Source organism: Pedobacter fastidiosus (genome assembly GCF_014306625.1).
In the GTDB taxonomy this organism is placed as follows: domain Bacteria; phylum Bacteroidota; class Bacteroidia; order Sphingobacteriales; family Sphingobacteriaceae; genus Pedobacter; species Pedobacter fastidiosus.
The window spans coordinates 1-19,134 of the sequence record NZ_JACRYL010000013.1; the positions used below are offsets into that span (position 1 = coordinate 1).

Here is a 19,134-nt window from a genome sequence, read left to right on the forward strand (position 1 = left end):
TATCGATCAAATATTCCTAGGGAATGAAAAAAAATATATTCCCCCCATTATACCCAGCAAACGTTTTTATCGGACGATCGTACATTCAAAAATTTCCATTGTTTATTGGATTGTTTCAAATGCAGGATTATTAAATATTAATCAAATATTTCTGGGGAACGGAAATGAAATGTGCTATTCTACCAACAAAACATGGTCTAGGGATGAAATTTTTCTTAAATCATTTCGAGATAGCGTTCGTCCCATGGGGACGTTTGCTGGGTAGCCCTAATATTTTATATAGAAATTCGTTCCATTAGGAACGTTTGATTTTTTAAAAAACAACCCTATAAGCTCCCTGTTAAAGCAACCAAAAATTCTGTAGGGATTTCGATATGTGGAATATGCCCACAAGCCTCGAATTCTACAATTTTTGCACCTGGTATTTTTGCCGCAGTTTGCTTACCCAAAAACTTGTATTGACCATGCAATGCTTGTTGATCTGGAGATAAGAGACCTTTGCCCACAATCGTTTTATCTTCCTTGCCGATAAATAAAATGGTAGCCACTTTTAGGTTTTGAATCTCATAAACTACAGGTTGTTCATAAATCATAGTATAAGTTAACGCAGCAACCTTCGCCCACCTTGGGTAATCGGCGCTAAAAGTTACACCACCAGCAACACTTACCAAGCTTTCGTATTCAGGTTTCCAATAGGTGAAATAAGAGCTTTGGTAATATTTACGAACACTTTCTGTAGTAGTTTTAAGTTCGGTTTGGTATTGCTGTTCGGTTGTAATGTAAGGAACAAAGGTTTTATAATCCTCTAATCCGATAGGGTTTTCTAGCAATAGCTTTTCAGTTTTATCAGGATACATTAATGCAAAGCGAGTGGCGAGCATTCCGCCCATGCTATGCCCTAAAACTGAAGCTTTCTGAATGCCCAAAGTATCTAATAATTTCTTGTTCCAAAAAGCCATTTGATGAAAGCTATAATTAATAAATGGTTTAGATGATTTTCCAAATCCAATCTGATCAGGAACAACCACCCGATACCCCACGGCGGTTAAAGCCTTAATTACATTTCCCCAATAATACCCACCAAAATTTTTTCCGTGGAAAAGAATCACCGTTCTTCCATTTGGTGCAATTGTTGGCGCTACATCCATATAAGCCATTTTAATATCCTGCCCTTCTGTGTTGATTGGGAAATACTTTACTGGATAAGGATATTTTACATTCTCGAGGGTAATAGACAGCGTATCAATTTTTTGTGCTTTGGTATAATTGAAAACAAGTATGGAAATAGCAATTAAAAGGAAAAATCTTTTCATGGTTAAAATTTATTATAACGAATATCAAAAGCGAATTGGCCTAAATTAATACTTAATTTATACTTTTGACCAACCAGATAGATTAAAAATCATGCCCGTTTTTTATATTGGCGAATCGCCATTAACCATAAGTATCGTTTCAGAAATTGTTGAAAATAATCAATCAATTGCATTAAGTGATGTGGCTGTTAACCGCATTGAAAAATGCAGAACATATCTTGATGATAAGTTAAAGCAACATACCGAACCCATTTACGGCATAAATACTGGCTTTGGTTACCTGCAAAATGTTAAGGTTGAACAAGAAAATTTAACCAAACTTCAGCATAATTTATTGCTTTCTCATGCCTGCGGTACGGGAGATGAAGTGCCAAAAGAAATTGTAAAGTTAATGTTGCTTTTAAAAATCCAATCGTTGAGTTACGGATTTTCTGCAATTGCTTTAAAAACTGTACAACGTTTGGTCGATTTTTATAACGAAGATATTTTACCAATCGTTTACACTCAAGGCTCTTTAGGCGCATCGGGAGATTTAGCGCCATTGGCACATTTGGCCTTACCTTTAATTGGCGAGGGAGAAGTAAATTACAAGGGGAATAAAACTGAAACCGCTACTCTATATACCGAATTGAAATGGGATGCTCTTTCATTGCAGCCAAAAGAAGGATTGGCCTTAATTAATGGCACTCAATTTATGAGCGCCTATGGAATTTACATTCTAATAAAAACAAGAAAACTAATTGCTTGGGCTGATGCAGTCGCTTCGATTTCTATTGATGCTTTTGATTGTAGAATTGATCCATTTGATAATTTAAGTCACCAAATTAGACCGCACAAAGGGCAGATTGATACCGCCAAAGTGATTAGTAATTGGTTAAAGGGCAGTGAAATTATAAATCGGGAAGGAAAGCAAACGCAAGATCCTTACTCTTTCCGTTGCGTGCCACAGGTTCATGGCGCAAGTAAGGATAGTATTGCCTACATCAGTTCGGTTTTCGAAACGGAAATTAATTCAGTAACGGATAATCCAAATGTTTTCCCTGATGAAGACAGAATCATTTCTGCAGGGAATTTTCACGGACAACCGTTGGCATTGAGCTTAGATTTTTTGTGCATTGCTTTGGCAGAAATAGGATCAATCTCCGAAAGAAGGGTTTTTCAGTTAATTTCTGGTCAGAGAGGTTTGCCACCATTCTTGGTAAAAAACGCGGGGTTAAATTCGGGATTAATGATTGCGCAATACACTGCGGCATCTATCGTAAGTGAGAATAAACAGCTTTGTACACCATCATCTATAGATAGTATTGTAAGCAGTAATGGACAGGAGGATCACGTGAGTATGGGTGCAAATGGGGCAACCAAATGTTTACGAGTGGTTAAAAATCTAGAAAATATTTTAGCTATAGAATTACTCACAGCTTCACAAGCTTTAGATTTAAGAAGACCGCTGCAATCATCAGATGCAATCGAAAATTTAGTTTCTGCATATAGGCAAGTGGTCACTTTTAATGATGCCGATAGAATATTATCCATTGATATTAAAAAATCGGTTGGTTTTATGGAAAACCATAGGATCTAGAAAAGCCTGCAATTTGCTTGATGCAAACTGCAGGCTTTAAACTTAATTTTTAAACAGCTGTTTCAAAATAGGAATTGGCATTTTGATTATTGTATTATCTGATATTTTCCCTTTAATTTTTTCAATTTTAATATTTTTAATATTAATACTTGCTGTATCTACAGTGTTGATAGAAAGATTTTTAATGGTATAAATTTCTTTATTGTTTTCTCCACTATTTAACTCAATCTCTGAATTTCCTTTGGTGTTGATCTCAAGGTTTTGATAAGAGTTTGAAAAACTAGAAAATTTCGAATCATTCAGGTTTACAATTAAGTTTTTGATATCAGATTGATTGATAACCTTAATCGTTTCTCCTTTGTTGTTTCGTGTGATAATCGCTGCTCCAAAAGAAAAAGATTCGGTTTTGTGTAGATCAACCTCCAATGAATCACCTGAGGCAACTAATTCAAAAAGCCCTGCATTACTAGCATTTATCTTTTTAAACGAAGGAGCGTAAATTACAATATCTATCGGCCTCCCCTGGTTAAAATTATCGTTAAATGATAAGTTGAGTACACCATTTTTAACTTCTAATGTGATAAACTCTTTCTCAAATGATGTAATCTTAACACCACTAACTGTCGATTTTGTTAAGTGTACGCTGATAAAGGAGTTTTTGGCATCAACAAAATTCACAGCATTAAATACAGAAGGAATGGGTATACTTAAGCGACCTTTTGATGGTTCATCGAAAGCTTGATTGTTTAATTCCTGTCTCGAAAGATAACTAGTGTCTCCTGAAGGGACAAAGTTTATTTTTACTATAACAGCGATGGCAATTACCGGGATTATAATTAATAAAGCCGCCAGCGCAATTAATAATTTGTTACTTGTTTTCATATTTTAAGCGTTAAAATTTTCTTTAACAAACGTTTCGTATTTGGTTTTTAATTCGTCGAAACCAATATTCAATAAATAAATATTTCTAAATACTACAGGCAATTCATCATCCATAAACTGAACTTTTCTGTAGCTTTTTACACCTTCTATTGCGTTTTCAGCCACGAAAAAACCTATACCTCGTTTATTGTTAATGATGTTTTTATTCTGTAGCAATTCGTATGTACGCATAACGGTATTCGGGTTTACTTCTAGCGCTACAGCCATCTCCCTAACCGAAGGCACTTTTTCGTCGGCTTTCCATTTCCCAAGCAAAATATGTTCGCAAACGTATTCTACTATTTGAAGGTATATTGCCTTATTATCTCTAAATTCCATTTTATACCTTTTTTAAATTATACTTCTTTCTCTTTTAGGCGAACATAAGTGATCAACCAAAAGATTAAGGTTAGCAGGCTTGTTACTGCTAGCAGTATTAATAAAACATTTTCTTTTTCATTTGATTCTAATGTATGATTAATAGAAGTCATGTTTTTGGTTAATTGTTCGCTCACTTTAAAAACTACGTAGCTCGCCATCCCTGTAAAAACCATGACAGAAAGAGCGGTTTTGATGAAATGAAATCTATTAAAATAGATGGACCCTAATAGAAAAATACTGGTAATTAAAAAAGGAATGGCAAAGAAGTAACTGCAATATGATCTATAATTTTCATCATGAAAAATTTGAAAACTTATCGTCTCAACCTCTTTAATACTTCCACCCTTTGGTGATGAATTACCAAACATTGCTAGTTCACTATTTAAATACTTCGAGAAACCGAGGTCTGCTATATAAAAAATTAGCAAATAACTAAATAGGCTAATAATCCCAGTGTAAAAAACTCCCACTAAAAACTTTTCAAGTACGGATGCAGGAGTCATTAATTCTAAAATTGCACGCGATTTTTGACCAAGTATATTGAAATAGCTACTTGCAACAATACTGATAAAAATAAAGCCAAGCATAAGCAATAATGGGTATCGAAATCGCATATCGAGATTGCCATCGTAATCAAAATTATTGTTTTTAAGTGGTGAAGGGATGTTGTATCCATAAAAACCAACAATTATCCCTAACACTACCGCTAAACTAATTAGATAAATCTTGCCAAAGTCTAGCCACTGTCTTCTCAGCAAAAGGCCAAATCTGTTCATGTTAAATGTGTTGTTCATGTCGGGAGATTAATTAAATAGAGGTTTAAACTTAACTTTTTCGGCAAGGATGGCATTAAACAGAAGTTCCATATCCAGCTTGCTTTCTTCGTGATGGTAGTTTGGCATTACAGCATTATAACCAGAAAGAGATGGCTCTGCATAAATGATGCTGTCATCAATTTCCTTAACCTTTTTGAAAGTTAACTTCTCTGTAATTTCTTGTACGGATGCCTTTAAAGCCACATCATTTTCATCAAGCATAATTACGGTATCGATCAAATTATCTAAATCTCTTACCTGGTGGGTTGAAATAATAATGCAACGATCTTCTGTCATAGCAGAAGCCATAATTTTTCTAAACTGAGCTTTTGAAGGGATATCCAAACCATTTGTAGGTTCATCCATAATGATGAGTTTGGCTTGGGTAGCAAGCCCGAAAGCGATAATTACTTTTTTCTTTTGGCCGTAACTCATGTTAATCAACTTCTGACTAACCGGAATATCAAACTCTTTTAAAAGATTGCCAAAATACTGATGGTCGAAGTTTTTATAAAATGGAGCATTAGCCCTTACATAAGCATCGATTTTTACCGATGGCAAATAAAACTCTTCTGGAATGAAACATATTTGCTCCAATAAAGCGGGCTGTCTTTTGGCCGGATTAAAACCCATAACTTCCAAAGTGCCACTTTGAGCGTAAACTAAACCGGCCAAGTTTTTTAATAAACTCGATTTGCCCGCTCCATTTTTACCAAGCAAACCGTAAATATGGCCATTGCTTAATTGCATGCTCATATTTTTAAATAATGGCTTATGCTTGCTGTAACCAAAATTAAGATTGTTAATTTTTATCATATCTACTGTATTAGTTAAATAATACACTAAAGTATGTTCTATTTTGATTACCTCCAAATTATTTGTGAAATAATTTTTATTCGGAGTGATTTTTATAACGCCTCTGTAAAATATAGGTCTAATATCTGTTGCGGTAAAACATCATTAACATGCAGATTGTATGTTTGTATAATAACTCGATTTTATGGATACAAAATGGGCATATCTGTTAAGCAGATTAGCAATTGGTTTAAGTTTCTTCGGTCATGGTTTAGTTCGCTTGCCAAAACTTGCGGGCTTTAGTACGTGGATGCTAGGTCAGTTTTCAAAATCTTTTTTACCTGAAGCCTTGGTTTTACCTTTCAGTTATATTTTGCCCTTTGCAGAATTGCTGGCCGGTTTACTTATTTTAATCGGTCTTTTTACTAGGCAAGGTTTAATTTTAGCTGGCTTAATTTGTTTGGCTTTAATTTTTGGCTCTACCATGATCGAAAACTGGGAAGCATTACCCTCGCAACTTTTTCATGTGGCATTTGTTTCGGTATTACTAGTGTTTTTACCGCACAATAGTTATGCGGTTGATAAACTTATTAAAAGATAATTATGGAATACAGAAAAATTGGAAATTCAGATTTAGAACTCTCGGTAATTACATTTGGCGCTTGGGCTGCGGGCGGTTGGATGTGGGGAAGCACAGATAGAAACGATGCAATTAATGCGATAAAAGCAGGTTATGATTTAGGCGTAACATCAATCGATACAGCTCCAATTTATGGCCAGGGCGATAGTGAAGAGATTGTTGGCGATGCTATTAAAGGAATTTCTAGAGATAAACTTCAACTTGTAACCAAGTTCGGAATGCGTTGGGATTTAGCCAAAGGCGATTTAGCCATGAAATCCAAAAACAATGAAGGCCAAGACATTGATGTTTATAAATATGCTGGGAAAGAGAGTATAATTTATGAATGCGAACAATCTTTAAAACGATTGGGAACCGATTATATCGACTTATATCAAATCCACTGGCCAGATTTAACCACGCCAATTAGCGAAACTTTTGAAGCCGTATCCAAATTAATTGAGCAAGGCAAAGTTCGTTATGCAGGGGTATGCAATTATAATGTTGCGCAATTAAAAGAAGCTGATGAAACTTTAGAAATCATTTCCAATCAGATTCCTTTTAGTATGGTTAATCGTGGTGTAGAAAATGAAACTATTCCTTATTGTATTGAAAAAAACAAAGCAGTTTTGGCTTACAGTCCGATGGAACGTGGACTCCTTACCGGAAAAATGACCGCAGATTATAAATTCGAAGAAGGCGATCATCGTCAGGGAAATCCTTTCTTTAAACCAGAAAGCATTGCAAAAACCAATGCCTTTTTAGTAAAGATAAAGCCTTTGGCGGATGAAAAGAATGCAACGCTTTCTCAACTGGTTTTACATTGGACAGTTGAGCGCCCTGGAATTACAATTGCCTTGGTTGGCGCCAGAAATAAAAAACAATCTGTACAAAATGCGGAAGCTATAAATGTAAAATTAACTGCTGAAGAAATTCAATTTATCAACACAGAATTAAAGAGCGCTGGTTTTTAAATAAAAACACATTACCCTTTGGGTTAAACAAAAATACTATGTCGAAATTATTTTCTCCTTTAAAACTAAAGGATGTAACGTTAAAAAATAGAATCGTAATCTCTCCAATGTGCCAGTATTCTGCTGTTGATGGTTTTGCAAACGATTGGCATCTTGTTCATTTAGGAAGCCGTGCTGTTGGTGGCGCAGGACTAATTATTCAAGAAGCTTCTGCTGTAACCGAAGATGGCAGAATTACCTATGCCGATTTAGGCATTTGGAAAGATGAGCATGTAGAAAAGCTAAAACAAATTGTTTCTTTTATCCACGAAAATGGAGCCATTGCAGGAATCCAATTGGCGCATGCTGGCAGAAAAGCAAGTTGTGATGTGCCCTGGGAAGGCGGTGAGCAAATTGCTGATGGAGAAAATAGTTGGTTGCCAGTAAGCCCATCTCCACTTCCCTTTAAAAACGGACAGGTAATTCCGCATGAACTGAGCATTAAAGAAATTCAGGATTTAGTTTTTGCCTTTAGAGCAGCAGCGCAACGGGCTAAGGATGCAGGTTATAAAGTGGTGGAAATCCATGCCGCTCATGGCTATTTGTTGCATCAGTTTTTTAGTCCGCTTAGTAATAAACGTACCGATATTTACGGTGGAAGTTTCGAAAACCGCATTCGTTTTACGATTGATGTGGTTGAAGCGGTACAATCTGTTTGGCCTGAAGAACTGCCAATTTTTGTTCGTATTTCTGCTACCGACTGGACAGAAGGTGGTTGGGATGAAAATGATTCGGTGCAATTGGCTGCGGTTTTAAAAGATAAGGGTGTCGATTTAATTGATGCCTCTTCTGGCGGAAATGTGCCTGATGCAAAAATTCCTGCTGGCCCAAATTATCAAGTTCCTTTTGCAGATAAGATTAGAAATGAAATTGGAATTTACACTGGCGCTGTTGGCGTTATTGTAGAGGCGCATCAAGCGGAAGAAATTTTGGAACAGGGAAAAGCTGATTTAATTTTTATTGCTAGAGAATCTCTTCGCGATGCTTATTTCCCAACTCATGCGGCTCAAATTTTGGGCGATGAAACGGAGTGGCCGAACCAATACGTTAGAGCAAAAAGAGAAGTTTTTAAGAAATAAAGCTTTGTTTAAATCCATGGTTGGTGAGCAACCAACCATGGAATTTATTTAGTAAAAAAACTTACTTGCGTTCAGGATTACTTTATCGGCATCTTGCAGAATACAAGCCGGATAAATGGTGTAGCCTGTCCACATTAGGGCATTGGGGTTTTCGTTAGTTGGGTGTGGCATTCCGAAGGCATGCCCGAGTTCATGTCCGGCACCGCCAATCCACCTCGAAACAGGCTCAGTCATTTGACCCGTTAATCCTTTTAAGTCATTTTCTGGCATAGCGGTAAAACCTGCAGCACCTGCTCCAGTAGTTCCTGCAGCATCTACATAAACCAGATAAACATATTTAGAATCGTCGAAACCTGCACCTAATAAAGTTTGAATATCGCTTTTTGCATTGCCATAGAAATAAAATTGAGCATCGCCAGTATTATTGTTTTGAGCATTAAACCATGCTGCAGGATGTGAACTTTGCATGGTTTCTACCAACATATTATTATTTAAGTGAAATGTTTTGTTACTGCCCAGCGTTGTTTTATACCAACTGCTAAGTTGATTGATGCAATTCCCCGCCGCATCGGTATATGCTTTGTTTAGTGTTCTATCTGCTGGAACAAGATAAATAACCCTTACACTGAGGTTGGTAGCTGCTAGATTTGGACCTGTAAATGTGGGATTATCCATATCTCCATTGTCGCCTTTTTTAGAGCACGATATTAAACCAAGTAAAATAATTGCGCCTAATAAAGTTGTTTTGAAATGATTTTTCATAGTAGGTAATATTAGTTTAGAATAGATTAATCTATTTTTTAACACCTACCCACTTGATTATGTTTGAGTTGTACGCTTGGAGGGAATGGAACCCGCCAAAGGCATAGTACTTTGTAATTAAACCTGATTGAACGGAAAGCCCCAATTTTTTATTGGGCTTGTAGGTAAAGCAGGACTAAAAATGCCAAGAATTACTCAACGTAGTTTTCCAAATAAATTGCTTAAATGTTTTTTGTAGCTCACCGGCCAATATATTATACAGATATAAAAAAGCGGGGCTGATCTTTCGATTAACCCCGCAACTATTTTCCAAGAAGGCATCTTGAAAAGAAATTTTGTTGAATTATTTTACCAAAGTAAAGGGTACATATAATCCAAAAGTGATATTTCTACCGGTATTGTAAACGCCCAAATTAGGATTCTCCTGATCAAAACGACCTGGTTTAAACCTGCTCAAAGCATCGTAATATTTCTGATCTAACAAATTATTTGCAGAAACTGATAACTTAACGGGTTGCTTGCCCAAATTAAAAGTAGCGCCAATTCCAGCATTTAACAATGTATAACCGCTTGTTGGCGTTTCGAAAACATCATCAACCCGGGTTTGTTTAAAGGCCGAATTTATGCCCACAGATAAGTAAGCATCATTTGTTCCTTTTAGCTTAGGCTCAAAACGCAACTCGTTTCTTAAAGTTCCGGCTGGGATAAATGAAAGCGGTTTGTTCAAAGTATTGTTTTGCGCATGTACATAGCCGAACGTATTTTCGAAGTGGATAAATGGAACGGGGTGAATGGTTAAACTGGCCTCAGCACCGTATAAATTTGCATTGACCTGACCATAACGATAAACCGCATAATCAGTTCCATCTACATCTTTTAACTCGCCATTGTTTGATGCGTAAATGTAATTCTGGATGTAGTTATTATACACGCCAGCACTTGCGCTCACAATTTTTCCTTCATATTCTAAGGTTGCATCAATTTGATAACTGCGTTCTGGACTTAAACTTGAGTTACCAATTTCATATCTAAATGTTCCTTCGTGCACGCCATTTGAACCTAATTCGGCAGGATTTGGGGCCCGGAAAGCAGAACCTGCATTGGCTTTAAAATTCCATTCGTCGTTAAACTGATGGGTAAACCCTAAGGCTCCACTTACGTTAGAAAACTTATTTTGAAAAGGTGCAAAAAGCTCTGCTCCATCATCAATTAATTGCTTTCCTTCGTTTTTACGGAAATCGTAACGGGCACCTAAACTGAAAGTATTTTTATCCCAGTTCTTTTTTGCAAATGCGAAAACGCCGAATCCAAAGGTGTCATAAGCAGGAATTAAAAATTCTGTTCCCTTGTTTTGGCTATGCGCATCATCTAAACTTACTCCAAAAACAGGTTGCCATCCATTGGTTTCGTGGATGTAATATTTTAAATCTGCATTATACGTTTTAAGATCGAAAAACAAAGCTGGATCTGGTCCATCCAACTCGCGACGCTGGTTTTGCTGATAACCAAAATCGGCTTTTAAATTTCCATCACCTAAAATAAAATTATTGTTTAAAGCAATTTTAAAATGCCTAATGTCTTGACGAGGATAGCCCAAATCACGATTTTTGTTGTCATCGTTGGTAAAAGCATCGCCATCTTCTTTAACAAAATTTCCGTTAGCATCTAAAGTCGGTTCGTAAAAACCGATGTTGTTGCGGAAATTTGAAACGTTTAAATGGGTGTAACCCCAGCTTTTATTTAAACCCACCATTCCACTTAAATCGGTTTCGTTAAAACCAGAGTTTGGAAAATATCCATCTGGCGTTTTAAAAGAATACGCGTTTTTATAAGTTCCCCTTGCTCTCCAAACAAATCCATTTTCGTTTCCATTTAGCATTAACGAGTTGGCGGTAAGTCCGTTGTTTGTTGAGTAATTGGTAATAAACTCGCCTTTAACCTGTCCTTCTGGAGCAGTGCTGGGCTCCAATAAATTAATTACGCCACCAAGTGCATCAGATCCATACATTAAAGAAGCTGCACCACGCAAAATCTCAACCCGATCCGATTTAAACTGATCGATTTCGATTCCGTGCTCATCGCCCCATTGTTGTCCCTGTTGTTTAATTCCATCATCCAAAGTTACAATTCTGTTGTAACCCAAGCCTCTAATAACAGGTTTTGAGATGGATGGCCCAGTGGTAATTTGCGATACGCCGGGGATTCTTGTCAATGCATCAATTAGATTTGTAGAAGGCTGTAAAAGCTGATCCTTACCAACTACAGCAGATGAAGCACTATTTCTTTTGCTTGTACTGCTAATTAAACTGCCTGTAATTACAATTTCTTTGGTTTCGATTGCTGTCGGCTGAAGTGCGAATTCCAACCCATTGGCCGATGCAAGATTGACCATCTGTGTAGCTGTTTTATAACCCACATAATGAACTTCGATTAAGTATGTTCCTTTTGATGGAAGATTGTTTAAAGTAAATTCGCCATCGTTATTGGTTACTGCGGTAACTTTTAAATCGGGAATAAAAATAGTAGCGCCTGGTAAAGTTTGTTTATTGCTGGCATCGATAACCTTGCCCTTAATATCTTTTAAAACAGTTGCGAAAGCAGTACTGCTTAATAAAGTATATAGAATTACGAAGCCGATAAGCTGTAATTTTTTCATAATAATGTGATAACGTAAAATGATATGGATAGCCAAAAAGAGAAGTCGCGACAAATGGCAACATCTTTTTAGAATCTCATAAATAAAATAAATTGGTTAATTGCAACACTTAAAAAGTGTTTGTTGGCTAAAGAATTAAACCAATGGAGGACCGCGTAAACAAGTACGCCTTAATTCGGTATAGGCGCTTTTTAACACCGTTTCTGTTTGACCGAATATTTTTACAGAAAGAAAAACCTTGTAAATATTGTGTGCCTGAACGTAGTTTTTTTCAAAGCCTGCGTTACAGATTAAGCAATTATCGGCGTGCGCCTGAACGTGACTAACGTGTTTACAATTTACTTCTTTAGGTACAGAAGGAATGGTTGGGTGATGGTGCAATAAACTCCACGGCGTTAGCGCAATGGCAAAAACCATCAGCATTACTGCAGATAATAAGCGGTTTATGTTTTGTCTATGCTTTTTCAACGCCCAAAAGTAACAAATACTATTCAATTATATATATTTGAAAGGTAACATTGCTTTTATAGTACCTATGACTACAGAACTAACCGACGGTTTAAACTTAAGCCAAAAACAAACTCCAACAGGAACAGAATTAACTTGCAAAGGCTGGATTCAAGAAGCTGCATTGCGGATGCTGATGAATAATTTAGATCCTGATGTGGCAGAAAGACCTGAAGATTTAATTGTTTACGGTGGTAGAGGAAAGGCAGCCAGAAATAAGGAGTCGTTAACGCTTATTATTAAAGCACTTCGGGAATTAGAGAATGATGAAACGCTGTTAATTCAATCTGGAAAGCCTGTCGCGGTTTTACCAACCCATTCTGATGCGCCTAGAGTTTTAATTTCGAATTCTCAATTGGTGCCAAAATGGGCAACTCAAAAACATTTTGATGAACTGGAAGATAAAGGTTTGATGATGTACGGACAAATGACAGCAGGCTCATGGATTTACATTGGCTCGCAGGGAATTGTTCAGGGTACTTATGAAACTTATTCTGCTTTGGCCAAAAAGCATTTTAATGGAAGTTTAAAAGGGAAACTAAATGTTACAGCTGGTTTAGGCGGAATGGGAGGTGCACAACCCTTAGCCATTACCATGAATGAAGGTGTTTGTTTAGCTGCTGAAGTAGAAGAATGGCGAATTAGAAAACGCTTGGAAACCAGATATATTGACGAAATTATTTTCGATATAGATGAAGCAATTGATTTAGCTTTAAAATATAAAAAAGAAGAAAAAGCCATTTCAATCGGCGTGGTTTGTAATGCTGTAGAAATGCTGCAAAGATTAATAGACCGAAATATTATTCCAGATACTTTAACGGATCAAACTTCTGCACATGATCCTTTGATTGGTTATTTCCCAGAGGGATTAACGGTTAGCGAGGCTTCTGATTTAAGAAAAAACAATCCCGATGATTACGTAAGGCAATCTTACGCCACGATGGCAAAACACGTTAGGCAAATGTTGGAGTTGCAAAAACGTGGTGCAATTACTTTTGATTATGGGAATAATTTGCGTGGAAGAGCTTTGGAGGTTGGGGTAGAAAATGCTTTCGATTTCCCGGGGTTTGTTCCCGCTTATATTCGTCCGCTGTTTTGCGAGGGCAAAGGGCCGTTTAGGTGGGCGGCTTTAAGTGGCGATCCTCAAGATATTTACGAAACCGATAAGTTGATTTTAGAGCTTTTTCCAGAAAATGAAAGTCTGCACCGCTGGATAAAGATGGCACAGGAAAGAATTGCTTTTCAAGGTTTGCCAGCCAGGATTTGTTGGTTAGGACAAGGAGAAAGGGAGAAGGCCGGCGTGGCTTTTAACAAATTAGTTGCTGAGGGTAAGGTTAAAACACCAATTGTAATCGGCAGAGATCATTTAGATACCGGATCTGTTGCTTCGCCAAATAGAGAAACTGAGGCGATGCTTGATGGATCTGACGCAGTGGCCGATTGGCCAGTTTTAAATGCATTGATGAATACCGCTGGTGGCGCAAGTTGGGTTTCTTTACATCATGGCGGTGGCGTAGGAATTGGTTATTCCATCCATGCCGGAATGGTGATTGTTGCCGACGGAACTCCAGAAGCTGAAGCCAGAATTAAAAGAGTTTTACATAACGATCCGGCGTTGGGGGTAATTCGCCACGCAGATGCGGGTTACGATATTGCAAAAGACACGGCCCGTAAATTTAGACTTGGCTTAAAAGATTAAACGAATTGTAAATAGATAGCTTTCTGCAATTTTTGTACTTTTGCGCTTATGTCAGTTATTAAACCCTCGTTAGCAAAAGGTACCCGCGATTTTTCGCCTGTGGAAATGGTAAAACGTAATTTTATTTATGATACCATTAAAACGGTTTTCAAAAAATATGGTTACGCAGAAATTCAAACCCCAAGTTTTGAAAACCTTTCTACATTAACCGGTAAATATGGCGATGAAGGTGATAAACTGATTTTTAAAATTCTGAATAGCGGGGAATATATTGATCAAAAATCAAGCGATTTGATTAATAAGATAAATTCTGCATTCCTTGAGAATAATGTAAAACTAGGTACAATTGATTCTGATATAGACAAAGTAAGTACCGTTATTCCTTCAGGAACTGAAGATCTAAATATCTTTAAATCACTTTCTGATGCAGAAAAGGCCAAGGATAAATACAAACAACTTCTAAATGAATTAACGCCTAAAATTTCTGAAAAAGCATTACGTTACGATTTAACCGTTCCTTTCGCCCGTTACGTGGTGATGCACCAACACGAAATTACCTTGCCTTTTAAACGTTTTCAGGTTCAACCAGTTTGGCGTGCCGATCGTCCTCAAAAAGGAAGATACCGTGAATTTTACCAATGTGATGTTGATGTTGTAGGTTCGAAAAGTTTATTAAATGAAGCCGAATTTATCCTAATTTATAATGAAGCTTTAAGCAAATTGGGCTTAAAAGATTTCAGCGTAAAAATTAACAATAGAAAAATCTTATCCGGCATTGCCGAAATTATTGGTAAGCCAGATTTAATTATCGACATGACGGTTGCCATCGATAAGCTTGATAAAATAGGTTTAGATGGCGTAAGTAAGGAGTTACTAGAACGTGGTTTCACAGAAGCAGATTTGGAAAAACTTCGCCCGGTAATATTGTTGGAAGGTACTAACGAAGAAAAATTATCCAGCTTAAAAGAAGTTTTAGCTTTATCGGAAACTGGATTAAAAGGCGTTGCCGAAATAGAGCAGGTTTTTGAATACGTTGAAAGCCTAATCGCATACAGTTTACCACTCACGGCAAAATTAGAACTGGATATTACTTTAGCTCGCGGATTAAACTATTATACCGGTTGTATTTTCGAGGTTAAAACCAATGAGGTTGCCATGGGTAGTATTGGTGGTGGCGGTAGATATGATGATTTAACAGGAATGTTCGGTTTAAAAGATTTAACTGGAGTTGGGGTTTCCTTTGGCGCAGATCGTATTTATGATGTTTTGGAAGAATTAAACCTCTTTCCAGCATCTGCCGAAGTTGGAACGAAAGTGTTGATCAGCAATTTCGATTCAGAAGCCGAAAAATATGCCTTGCCAATTTTACAGCAATTTAGAACCGCAGGTATTTCTGCAGAATTATATCCATCATCAGCAAAGCTGAAAAAGCAAATGGCTTATGCCGATGCCAAAAAAATCCCTTACGTAATTTTAATTGGTGGCGATGAAATGGAAAGTGGAGCGCTTACTTTGAAAGATATGCAAAGTGGAGAACAGAAGAAATTGAGTGCTTTGGCTATTTTGGATTTGTTGAAATAGGCACAGAATATACTTTACAATTAAGAGCAATAAAATGGAAAACATTTCTGGGAAAAACGCATTAATTACGGGTGCTGGTAAAGGAATAGGAAAAGCGATTGCCATTGCTTTAGCACAAGAAGGTGTTAATGTTGGTCTTGTGGCCAGAACACAAAGTGATTTAGACCATGTTGCCGAAGAATTGAAACAATACAACGTTAAAGTTTCTACAATAACTGCCGATGTTAGCGATATCAATTCTGTAAACAAGGCAGTAGAAAGTATTCAGAATGAACTTGGTTTTATCGATATCCTGATTAATAATGCCGGCATCGGCAAGTTTGCCAAGTTTTTAGAACTAGAACCTGCTGAATGGGAAGAAATTATTAAAATTAATTTACTGGGTCCTTATTATGTTACCCGTGCAGTTGTACCTCAAATGATCGAGAAACAAACTGGCGACATCATCAATATTTCAAGTTCTTCGGCATTAAGTCCGGCTGCAGTTACAAGTGCCTACTCCGCATCAAAAGCAGGTTTAATCGCATTATCGACTTCGTTGATGCAAGAATTACGCAAGCACAATATTCGGGTTACTGCTTTAACGCCAAGCACCACAGCAACTGACATGGCTATTAACTTAAAACTTACGGATGGAAATCCAGATAAAGTAATGCAACCTGAAGATTTGGCTGAGCTTATTGTTTCTCAATTGAAATTAAACAGAAGGGTTTTTGTAAAAGATGCCGGTTTGTGGTCTACGAATCCATAGTTTTTTTGCGTGATTGGAGGGGCTGTTTGGGACTTGGGATAGAAGTTAATAAATAACACCCCGGTCTGCGACCACCCCTCTGGAAGAGGGGAATTGCAAGGTGCCTAAAAAACTATGAGGAAAATTTCCCTCTTCCAGAGGGGTGCCTGAAAGGCGGGGTGTTCATTCAAAACATCATTACACTGCTGTTCGATATGTTTCGAAGGGCATGTCGAATATGTGGACAAAGAAGGTTTTCTAAACCTTCGAAAAAGAAAAATTCTTCCTAAAACCAAAAAAGCGTTACCCGATCTAAATCAGGTAACGCTTGGCGATATGATGGATTACTAGAAAAGTTTTTCTAATAAGTCTGCTTGCAAATCATCGTAACGTGAGGTGGAGTTGCTTGCCAAAACTTGTTTTGGCAAAGTGCTGATGTTGGTGTTCTGAGCGGTAAAGTCGTCCATTTTTAATTTTGCCAAAGTACCCATCACTGCGGTATGATCTTCAGTAGTTCCAGCTAATTTTAAGTTTGCACCATCGTTTACTTTTGTAAATAAGCTCACCGTGTTTGCATTAATGCTTGCCGATGCTTGATCTTTTAACACCACACTTAAATTTAATAAGTTGAACTTTCCGGCAGTAGTTACTGTTGATGTGTTTGAGGCTTCGATAGACGAAAGATTATTTACGTGGGCAATAACGGTTAAGGTTTCTTTGTTAAATGAACTGATGCGAAGCTCGCCTCCTTGTTGCTGCACCAAAGCATTTTTTGCGTAATATTTATCGTAAACCTCAACGCTCTCTTTTGCATCCTGAACCAAAATTACGTTCACGTTTCCGCTCACAACTATTTTGTTTATGTTTTTTACTTTTGTTAATGCGGTATAGTTTGCATTAATTTCTGTAGCATTTGCTACTAAGTTTGTACTGCTCAAAGCAACTATTGTTAAGGCAGCTGCGAATAAATTTTTGATAGAATTTTTCATGATCTGAATATTTTATGTTTATAAATCTTTTTTTTAAATCCCTAATTATTAGGTGGTTTCGTAATTAAGACGACATCACAGCGAAAACGTTTCAGCAGATTTAGGTGTATTATACCACGGCCATGTAATTATAGACGAACGCCAATTTTATCTATACAAAAAACGATTAAAAAATTTCGTCGATAGACCAAATTCTGCCGAGTAGCAAGAATTTATTGCCTCCATTTGTTAAAAAAAGTTAAAGCATTTGGTTTAACTAAAAAATTAGTTTTATATTCGGGTTATAAACATAATCATTTTATGAAAAGACTCTTACTCTCGGTGTGCTTTCTACTTTTAATTTCTACTTACGTTAAAGCGCAATCCCAGCACACCATTAAAGGCCGAGTGATTGATACTGCCTCGACATCTATTTTGTCGGGCACTTCAATTTCGGTTTTAAACGCTAAAGATTCTACCCTTGTTAAATTTGCAAGGGCGGCAGAAAACGGAACATTTGAGCTCACCAACATCAAAAACGGCAAATTCATTTTATTGGTTTCCTATCCAAAATATGCCGATTTCGTTGATCATTTTACCTTAGATTCTACTACTCAAATAAAAGATTACGGAAAAATAAACTTAACAGGAAAAGCCAAGTTGCTTGCCGATGTAATTATCAAAGGAAACAGGGCTGCCATTAAAATTAAGGGAGATACTACAGAATTTGATCCGCTAGCGTATAATATAGAACCCAATTCTAAAGTGGAAGATTTGATTAAGCAGTTTCCTGGAATCCAGATTGATAAGGATGGAAAAATTACTGCTCAAGGGCAAACCGTAACAAAGGTTTTGGTAGATGGTGAGGAGTTTTTTGGTGATGACCCAACTTTGGTAACCAAAAATCTTCGTGCAGATATGGTAGATAAGGTTCAGCTATATGATAAGAAAAGTGATCAGGCTACTTTTACGGGGATAGATGACGGCGAAAAAAGTAAAACGCTAAACATTAAACTTAAGGAAGATAAAAAGAACGGATACTTTGGTAAAGTTCAGGGAAGTGTGGGTACAGATAAATATTATGCAGGCCAGGGGATGTTTAATAAATTCTGGGGCAAAAAGAAATTTTCTGCCTATGGCATTTTGGGAAACAACGGAACTGTAGGTTTAGGTTGGGATGATCGTGATAAATACAGTGCCGGCGGTGGCCCAGAAATGGGGGATGATGGAAGCATTTACTTCTTTAGTAATGGCAACGATGATTTCGATTCTTACGATGGACAATACAACGGACAGGGAATTCCCGTGGCCAGAACCGGGGGTTTACACTTCGATAATAAATGGAACAGCGACAAAGAATCTCTAAACACAAATTACAAAATCGGTTCAATTCGAGTGTCTGGCGATAGAAATACCATTAATCAAAACAGTTTGGCAGATCGTGTAATCAATACAAATTCTAGTCAGTTTTACGATAACGATATGTTTAGGCAGAAACTAGATGCGACATACGAAATTAAATTAGATACCACCTTAACTTTAAAAGTTAGCGTTGATGGAACCGTAAAAAACAGCAATACTTTTAATGATTATAGCACAATTGCAACCCGTGGCGATAACAGTTTACAGAATAATTCGGCTAGAACATTAAACAACAAAGTTGATGATCAGATTTTTAATGTAAACGCTTTATTTACCAAGCGCTTAAAGAAAAAA

At 37.0% G+C, this 19,134-nt stretch carries 18 protein-coding genes; 9 read left to right on the plus strand and 9 right to left on the minus strand.

Annotated elements, in window-relative coordinates; translation table 11 throughout:
- The coding region (locus tag H7U22_RS22870) for a hypothetical protein (RefSeq protein WP_222621876.1) at positions 1-265 on the plus strand (265 nt) is incomplete at its 5' end.
- A gap of 61 nt (positions 266-326) precedes the next feature.
- Here the strand turns inward: H7U22_RS22870 and H7U22_RS14945 are convergent.
- Positions 327-1,313 carry an alpha/beta fold hydrolase gene (locus H7U22_RS14945; protein ID WP_187072145.1) on the minus strand — a complete coding sequence of 329 codons (987 nt, stop codon included), beginning with the start codon at positions 1,311-1,313 and terminating at the stop codon, positions 327-329.
- A 91-nt stretch (positions 1,314-1,404) separates the two neighbouring features.
- Here H7U22_RS14945 and hutH point away from each other — a divergent pair, with 91 nt between their 5' ends.
- Positions 1,405-2,892 carry a histidine ammonia-lyase gene (gene hutH, locus H7U22_RS14950; protein ID WP_187072146.1) on the plus strand — a complete coding sequence of 496 codons (1,488 nt, stop codon included), beginning with the start codon at positions 1,405-1,407 and terminating at the stop codon, positions 2,890-2,892.
- A 42-nt stretch (positions 2,893-2,934) separates the two neighbouring features.
- Here hutH and H7U22_RS14955 read toward each other — a convergent pair whose 3' ends face one another.
- Genes H7U22_RS14955 through H7U22_RS14970 form a run of 4 tightly spaced genes read right to left on the minus strand, consistent with a single transcriptional unit; the run spans position 2,935 to position 5,825 of the window.
- Entirely contained in the window at positions 2,935-3,774 is an 840-nt protein-coding gene (locus tag H7U22_RS14955) for a GIN domain-containing protein (RefSeq protein WP_187072147.1), read from the minus strand.
- Between the two features lie 3 nt (positions 3,775-3,777).
- Entirely contained in the window at positions 3,778-4,152 is a 375-nt protein-coding gene (locus tag H7U22_RS14960) for a GntR family transcriptional regulator (protein WP_187072148.1), read from the minus strand.
- 17 nt (positions 4,153-4,169) lie between these two features.
- Entirely contained in the window at positions 4,170-4,988 is an 819-nt protein-coding gene (locus tag H7U22_RS14965; protein WP_187072149.1) for a hypothetical protein, read from the minus strand.
- 9 nt (positions 4,989-4,997) lie between these two features.
- Entirely contained in the window at positions 4,998-5,825 is an 828-nt protein-coding gene (locus tag H7U22_RS14970; RefSeq protein ID WP_187072150.1) for an ABC transporter ATP-binding protein, read from the minus strand.
- Positions 5,826-6,009: 184 nt separating this feature from the next.
- Between H7U22_RS14970 and H7U22_RS14975 the strand changes: the two genes are divergently transcribed.
- Genes H7U22_RS14975 through namA form a run of 3 tightly spaced genes read left to right on the plus strand, consistent with a single transcriptional unit; the run spans position 6,010 to position 8,515 of the window.
- A complete protein-coding gene (locus H7U22_RS14975) occupies positions 6,010-6,405 on the plus strand; it encodes a DoxX family membrane protein (RefSeq protein WP_187072151.1) in 396 nt (131 codons plus the stop codon).
- A 2-nt stretch (positions 6,406-6,407) separates the two neighbouring features.
- Complete coding sequence (locus H7U22_RS14980; protein WP_187072152.1) at positions 6,408-7,397, plus strand: aldo/keto reductase; 990 nt, start codon at positions 6,408-6,410, stop codon at positions 7,395-7,397.
- Positions 7,398-7,435: 38 nt separating this feature from the next.
- The gene (namA, locus tag H7U22_RS14985) at positions 7,436-8,515 is read left to right on the plus strand and encodes an NADPH dehydrogenase NamA (protein ID WP_187072153.1); all 1,080 of its coding nucleotides are present in this window, start codon (positions 7,436-7,438) and stop codon (positions 8,513-8,515) included.
- Positions 8,516-8,563: 48 nt separating this feature from the next.
- Here namA and H7U22_RS14990 read toward each other — a convergent pair whose 3' ends face one another.
- From H7U22_RS14990 to H7U22_RS15000, 3 genes are all read right to left on the minus strand, one after another.
- On the minus strand, positions 8,564-9,277 hold the full coding sequence (locus H7U22_RS14990) for a hypothetical protein (protein ID WP_187072154.1): 714 nt from the start codon (positions 9,275-9,277) through the stop codon (positions 8,564-8,566).
- 343 nt (positions 9,278-9,620) lie between these two features.
- On the minus strand, positions 9,621-11,933 hold the full coding sequence (locus H7U22_RS14995; protein WP_187072155.1) for a TonB-dependent receptor: 2,313 nt from the start codon (positions 11,931-11,933) through the stop codon (positions 9,621-9,623).
- Positions 11,934-12,068: 135 nt separating this feature from the next.
- Positions 12,069-12,428: a hypothetical protein gene (locus H7U22_RS15000; protein WP_187072156.1), complete on the minus strand. Its 360-nt coding sequence runs from the start codon at positions 12,426-12,428 to the stop codon at positions 12,069-12,071.
- A gap of 40 nt (positions 12,429-12,468) precedes the next feature.
- On the opposite strand from H7U22_RS15000, the gene hutU reads away from it, so the two are divergent.
- The 3 genes from hutU to H7U22_RS15015 are packed head-to-tail and all read left to right on the plus strand — an operon-like array spanning position 12,469 to position 16,471.
- Positions 12,469-14,139, plus strand: a complete 1,671-nt coding sequence (hutU, locus tag H7U22_RS15005; protein ID WP_187072157.1) for a urocanate hydratase — start codon at positions 12,469-12,471, stop codon at positions 14,137-14,139.
- Between the two features lie 48 nt (positions 14,140-14,187).
- Entirely contained in the window at positions 14,188-15,720 is a 1,533-nt protein-coding gene (hisS, locus tag H7U22_RS15010; RefSeq protein WP_187072158.1) for a histidine--tRNA ligase, read from the plus strand.
- A gap of 34 nt (positions 15,721-15,754) precedes the next feature.
- Complete coding sequence (locus H7U22_RS15015) at positions 15,755-16,471, plus strand: 3-ketoacyl-ACP reductase (protein ID WP_187072159.1); 717 nt, start codon at positions 15,755-15,757, stop codon at positions 16,469-16,471.
- A 326-nt stretch (positions 16,472-16,797) separates the two neighbouring features.
- On the opposite strand, the gene H7U22_RS15020 is transcribed toward H7U22_RS15015, so the two are convergent.
- Positions 16,798-17,439, minus strand: coding sequence for a GIN domain-containing protein (locus tag H7U22_RS15020; protein ID WP_187072160.1), 642 nt, complete (start codon positions 17,437-17,439; stop codon positions 16,798-16,800).
- Positions 17,440-17,739: 300 nt separating this feature from the next.
- Here H7U22_RS15020 and H7U22_RS23120 point away from each other — a divergent pair.
- A partial coding sequence (locus tag H7U22_RS23120) for a carboxypeptidase regulatory-like domain-containing protein (protein ID WP_248284762.1) occupies positions 17,740-19,134 on the plus strand: 1,395 nt, incomplete at its 3' end.

Coding starts and splice junctions, on each gene's coding strand:
- H7U22_RS14945 (WP_187072145.1), bottom strand. CDS start 1,313: ATGAAAAGATTTTTCCTTTTAATTGCTATTTCCATACTTGTTTTCAAT.
- hutH (WP_187072146.1), top strand. CDS start 1,405: ATGCCCGTTTTTTATATTGGCGAATCGCCATTAACCATAAGTATCGTT.
- H7U22_RS14955 (WP_187072147.1), bottom strand. CDS start 3,774: ATGAAAACAAGTAACAAATTATTAATTGCGCTGGCGGCTTTATTAATT.
- H7U22_RS14960 (WP_187072148.1), bottom strand. CDS start 4,152: ATGGAATTTAGAGATAATAAGGCAATATACCTTCAAATAGTAGAATAC.
- H7U22_RS14965 (WP_187072149.1), bottom strand. CDS start 4,988: ATGAACAACACATTTAACATGAACAGATTTGGCCTTTTGCTGAGAAGA.
- H7U22_RS14970 (WP_187072150.1), bottom strand. CDS start 5,825: ATGATAAAAATTAACAATCTTAATTTTGGTTACAGCAAGCATAAGCCA.
- H7U22_RS14975 (WP_187072151.1), top strand. CDS start 6,010: ATGGATACAAAATGGGCATATCTGTTAAGCAGATTAGCAATTGGTTTA.
- H7U22_RS14980 (WP_187072152.1), top strand. CDS start 6,408: ATGGAATACAGAAAAATTGGAAATTCAGATTTAGAACTCTCGGTAATT.
- namA (WP_187072153.1), top strand. CDS start 7,436: ATGTCGAAATTATTTTCTCCTTTAAAACTAAAGGATGTAACGTTAAAA.
- H7U22_RS14990 (WP_187072154.1), bottom strand. CDS start 9,277: ATGAAAAATCATTTCAAAACAACTTTATTAGGCGCAATTATTTTACTT.
- H7U22_RS14995 (WP_187072155.1), bottom strand. CDS start 11,933: ATGAAAAAATTACAGCTTATCGGCTTCGTAATTCTATATACTTTATTA.
- hutU (WP_187072157.1), top strand. CDS start 12,469: ATGACTACAGAACTAACCGACGGTTTAAACTTAAGCCAAAAACAAACT.
- hisS (WP_187072158.1), top strand. CDS start 14,188: ATGTCAGTTATTAAACCCTCGTTAGCAAAAGGTACCCGCGATTTTTCG.
- H7U22_RS15015 (WP_187072159.1), top strand. CDS start 15,755: ATGGAAAACATTTCTGGGAAAAACGCATTAATTACGGGTGCTGGTAAA.
- H7U22_RS15020 (WP_187072160.1), bottom strand. CDS start 17,439: ATGAAAAATTCTATCAAAAATTTATTCGCAGCTGCCTTAACAATAGTT.